The organism is Salipiger sp. HF18 (assembly GCF_011806505.1).
Lineage (GTDB): Bacteria > Pseudomonadota > Alphaproteobacteria > Rhodobacterales > Rhodobacteraceae > Salipiger > Salipiger thiooxidans.
Map to the genome: position 1 here is coordinate 1 of NZ_JAATOS010000439.1, position 3,279 is coordinate 3,279.

General features: G+C 70.8%; 4 protein-coding genes. 2 read left to right on the plus strand and 2 right to left on the minus strand.

From position 1 onward, the window contains the following. Positions 1-725, plus strand: a 725-nt coding sequence (locus HC022_RS22010) for a peptidase dimerization domain-containing protein (RefSeq protein WP_167453835.1), incomplete at its 5' end; no start/stop codon positions are given. Positions 726-779: 54 nt separating this feature from the next. Here HC022_RS22010 and HC022_RS22015 read toward each other — a convergent pair. After that, positions 780-1,856, minus strand: coding sequence for a PLP-dependent cysteine synthase family protein (locus HC022_RS22015; protein WP_167453836.1), 1,077 nt, complete (start codon positions 1,854-1,856; stop codon positions 780-782). Between the two features lie 206 nt (positions 1,857-2,062). Here HC022_RS22015 and HC022_RS29430 point away from each other — a divergent pair, with 206 nt between their 5' ends. After that, on the plus strand, positions 2,063-2,878 hold the full coding sequence (locus HC022_RS29430) for a DUF6635 family protein (protein ID WP_254885226.1): 816 nt from the start codon (positions 2,063-2,065) through the stop codon (positions 2,876-2,878). 152 nt (positions 2,879-3,030) lie between these two features. Here the strand turns inward: HC022_RS29430 and HC022_RS22025 are convergent. Next, on the minus strand, positions 3,031-3,279 hold a 249-nt coding region (locus HC022_RS22025; RefSeq protein ID WP_368484716.1), incomplete at its 5' end, for an aminomethyltransferase beta-barrel domain-containing protein.

Below are 3,279 nucleotides of genomic sequence, written 5' to 3' on the forward strand. Positions count from 1 at the left end.
TCACCGAGGGCGATTTCCGCGACCGCATCGGCGCCTTCTTCTCGCTCGACAGCCCCGAGCCCGAAAGCGTGACCGTGCGCGGCGTCGGCTCGCACCGCTACCGGGTGAGCTTCCGCGGCCCCGGCGGCCACAGCTACGGCGATTTCGGCACGGTGAACCCGGCGCATGCGATGGCCGACGTGGTGGCGGGCATGGCGCGCTGGCAGGTGCCCGCCGAGCCGCGCACCACCTTCAGCGCCAGCGTCTTCGGCGGCGGCAGCTCGATCAACGCCATCCCGCAGGAGGTCTGGGTCGAGATCGACCTGCGCTCGGTCGACCAGCCGGCGCTCGATGCGCTCGACGCCCGGCTGCACGCGCTGATCGCCGAGGCGACCGCGGCCGAGAACGCCCGTGGCGACAGCTCTGCCGGGGTCGTCACCGCCGAGGCCGCCCGCATCGGCGCCCGCCCGGCGGGCGAGACCGCGCCCGATGCGCCGATCATCGCCGCCTGCGACGCGGCGCTCGCGGCCTTCGGCTTCGAGATGAAGCGAGACACGGCCTCCACCGACTCCAACATCCCGATGAGCTTGAACATTCCCGCCGTCACCATCGGCACCGGCGCCAGCGGAGCCCGGGCCCACACGCTCGAGGAATGGGTCGATCTCGAGCCCGGCCAGAGCCTGCGCGGCCTCTCGGCGGCGCTGGCGGCGATCCTCGCCACGGCGGGGCTGCACGTCGAAGGCTGACGCCTTAGCTTCCCCCGCCGCGACCCGAACCGACCGCGGCGGAGGCCCTGGATCCTAGCGCTCCGCCGCCTGGGCCGAGGGCGTGGACATCGATATCTCGAGCTCCTCGTCGGACATTTCGGACGGGATGCCCTCGAAGAGCGGCGTCGAGAGGTAGCGCTCGCCGGTATCGGGCAGCATCACGAGAAAGACCGAACCCTCGGGCGCGTCCTCGGCCAGTTTCATCGCCACGGCGAAGGTCGAGCCCCCGGAGATGCCGGTGAAGATGCCCTCTTCCGCCGCCAGCCGCCGCGACCACTGCATGCCCTGCGCGCCCTCGATCGGGACCAGCGCGTCGTGGTAGCCCTTGTCCAGCGCCTCCTGCAGCACCCACGGGATGAAGTCCGGCGTCCAGCCCTGGATCGGGTGCGGCTCGAACTTCGGGTGGCTCTCGGTCGGCTGGTGATCGGCGTTACGGGTGTTCACGTAGCCCGAGGACACGATGGCCGCGTTCGAGGGCTCGGTCAGGATGATCCTGGTCTCGGGGCGCTCCTTCCGGAGCACACGCCCGAGCCCGGTGACCGTGCCGCCCGTGCCGTAGCCGGTCACCACGTAGTCAAGCCGCTCGCCCTCGAAATCGCCGAGGATCTCGCGCGCGGTGGTGGACTCGTGAATGTCGGCGTTGTCGTCCGTCTCGAACTGCGAGGCGAGGAACCAGCCGTTGGCCTCGGCCAGCTCCTTGGCCTTGGTGTACATGCCGAAGCCCTTCAGCGCGCGCGGCGTCAGCACCACCTTGGCGCCGTAGAACCGCATCAGCTTGCGCCGCTCGACCGAGAAGCTGTCGGCCATGGTGATGACCAGCGGATACCCCTTGGCCGCGCAGACCATGGCAAGCCCGATGCCGGTGTTGCCGCTCGTCGCCTCGACCACCGTCTGCCCGGGCTTCAGGCGCCCGTCGCGCTCGGCCGCCTCGATGATGTTGAGCGCCAGCCGGTCCTTGACCGACCCGGCCGGGTTGAAGGCCTCGAACTTGACGTAGACGCTGACGTTCTTCGGAGCGATCCGGTTGATGCGGATGACCGGCGTGTCGCCGACCGTTTCGAGCACGCTGTCGTAGCGCCGCCCGCGACCTGCGGTGGTCCTGATACCCATCGGGCTGTCTCCCTGACTTCCGCCCCCTGCGGACGTGTGCAGAAGGCTACACGGTTTCCGCCCGCGCGGCCACGGCGCTGCCCGGATATCCGCCGAAAGGTCGCTGCCGACCCCGACCCGCATTTGAAGCCGCGGGTCGCGTACCTATATCGTAAGGATCGGCGCCGAGACATCGCCGCAGCCACCGGGCACCACGGGGGAGAGACATGACGGCGCAACCGCCGGGCACGCCAGAGGATCCGAAGGACGCGCAGGCGCGCGCCTTCTTCGATGCTGCCCGCGGCCGGATCGACGGCTTCGTGGCACGCAACTTCTCGGTTACCGGCTCTGCGGCGATGCACCGACGCGCCTTCGGGCTCGACCTGCTGCGCGCCCCGCTCAACGTGGTGCTGGCGCCCATCCACGCGCTGACCCGGCTCTTCGCCCTGATCGCCCGCCTGCTGCGCGCCAGCCGTCTTGCCGGCTGGCTCGACCGCCGCAGCTTCGTGCTGCCGACCCGCGTCGCCGCCGAGGTCGAGGCCCGGCTGGTGCACGAGCTTCTCGGCATCAAACGCCCCGCCAAGGCGCCGCGCGGGCTGTCGCGGCAGCTCGAGCAGGCGCCCGAGCTGCGCCAGCTGCTGCGCGACGGCGAGAGCCCCGGGGCCATCGCCGCCCGCACCCGCGCCGCCGCCGACACCATCGCCGCCTATTCCGGCACCCGCTCGGCGATGGCCGAGCTTACCACCGCGCTGCTCACGGTCGTCTTCGGGGCGTGGGTGTTCCGGCGGCTGACGCTGCCCTATCTCGCGCCGGCGCTGGCCTCGGCGGCGGTGATCGCCTTCATGGCGAGCATGGAGAACTACAACACCACCATGTTCGCCAAGGGCGCGGCCTGCACCTTCGCCACCGAGATCGGTGCCATGGCCCGCAACGCCAACGGCCACCCGCCGGTGATCAACGCGGTGGGCACGGTGATCATCCTGCTGACGGTGGCGGGCGCGGTGGCGCACACGCTGCTGAAGCGGAAAGAGCAGGGGCGGTAGGGCCGGAGCTCCGGCGCGGAATCAAGGCCGAAGGCCGCCGCGCATCGCCGGTCCGCCCCCCGGGCCGGCGATATGGCTGAGCTTGGTGCGACGTGTCGAGGTCTTTCGGACGTGGCCGGGATAAATCGCGCGGCTCGCGCCCGGCGCGGCGCTCAGTGCCCGCGCCAGATCCAGCCGCCGCCGAAGATGCGGCTGCTCTCGGTGTCGTAGAAAACGCAGGCCTGACCCGGCGAGACACCTTCCTCTGCGACCATCAGCTCGACCTCGGCCTCGGTCTCCGAGATCGGACGGATCACCGCCTCGCGCGGGGGACGGGTGGAGCGCACCTTGACCGACACGTGCCATTCCTTGCGCGAGGTGAAGGGCTCGTCGCCCAGCCAGTTGATCTCGCGCACCGGCAC

What these genes read in the sequence shown, in the direction of transcription:
- HC022_RS22015 (WP_167453836.1), bottom strand. Translation starts at nt 1,856, where the DNA reads ATGGGTATCAGGACCACCGCAGGTCGCGGGCGGCGCTACGACAGCGTG.
- HC022_RS29430 (WP_254885226.1), top strand. Translation starts at nt 2,063, where the DNA reads ATGACGGCGCAACCGCCGGGCACGCCAGAGGATCCGAAGGACGCGCAG.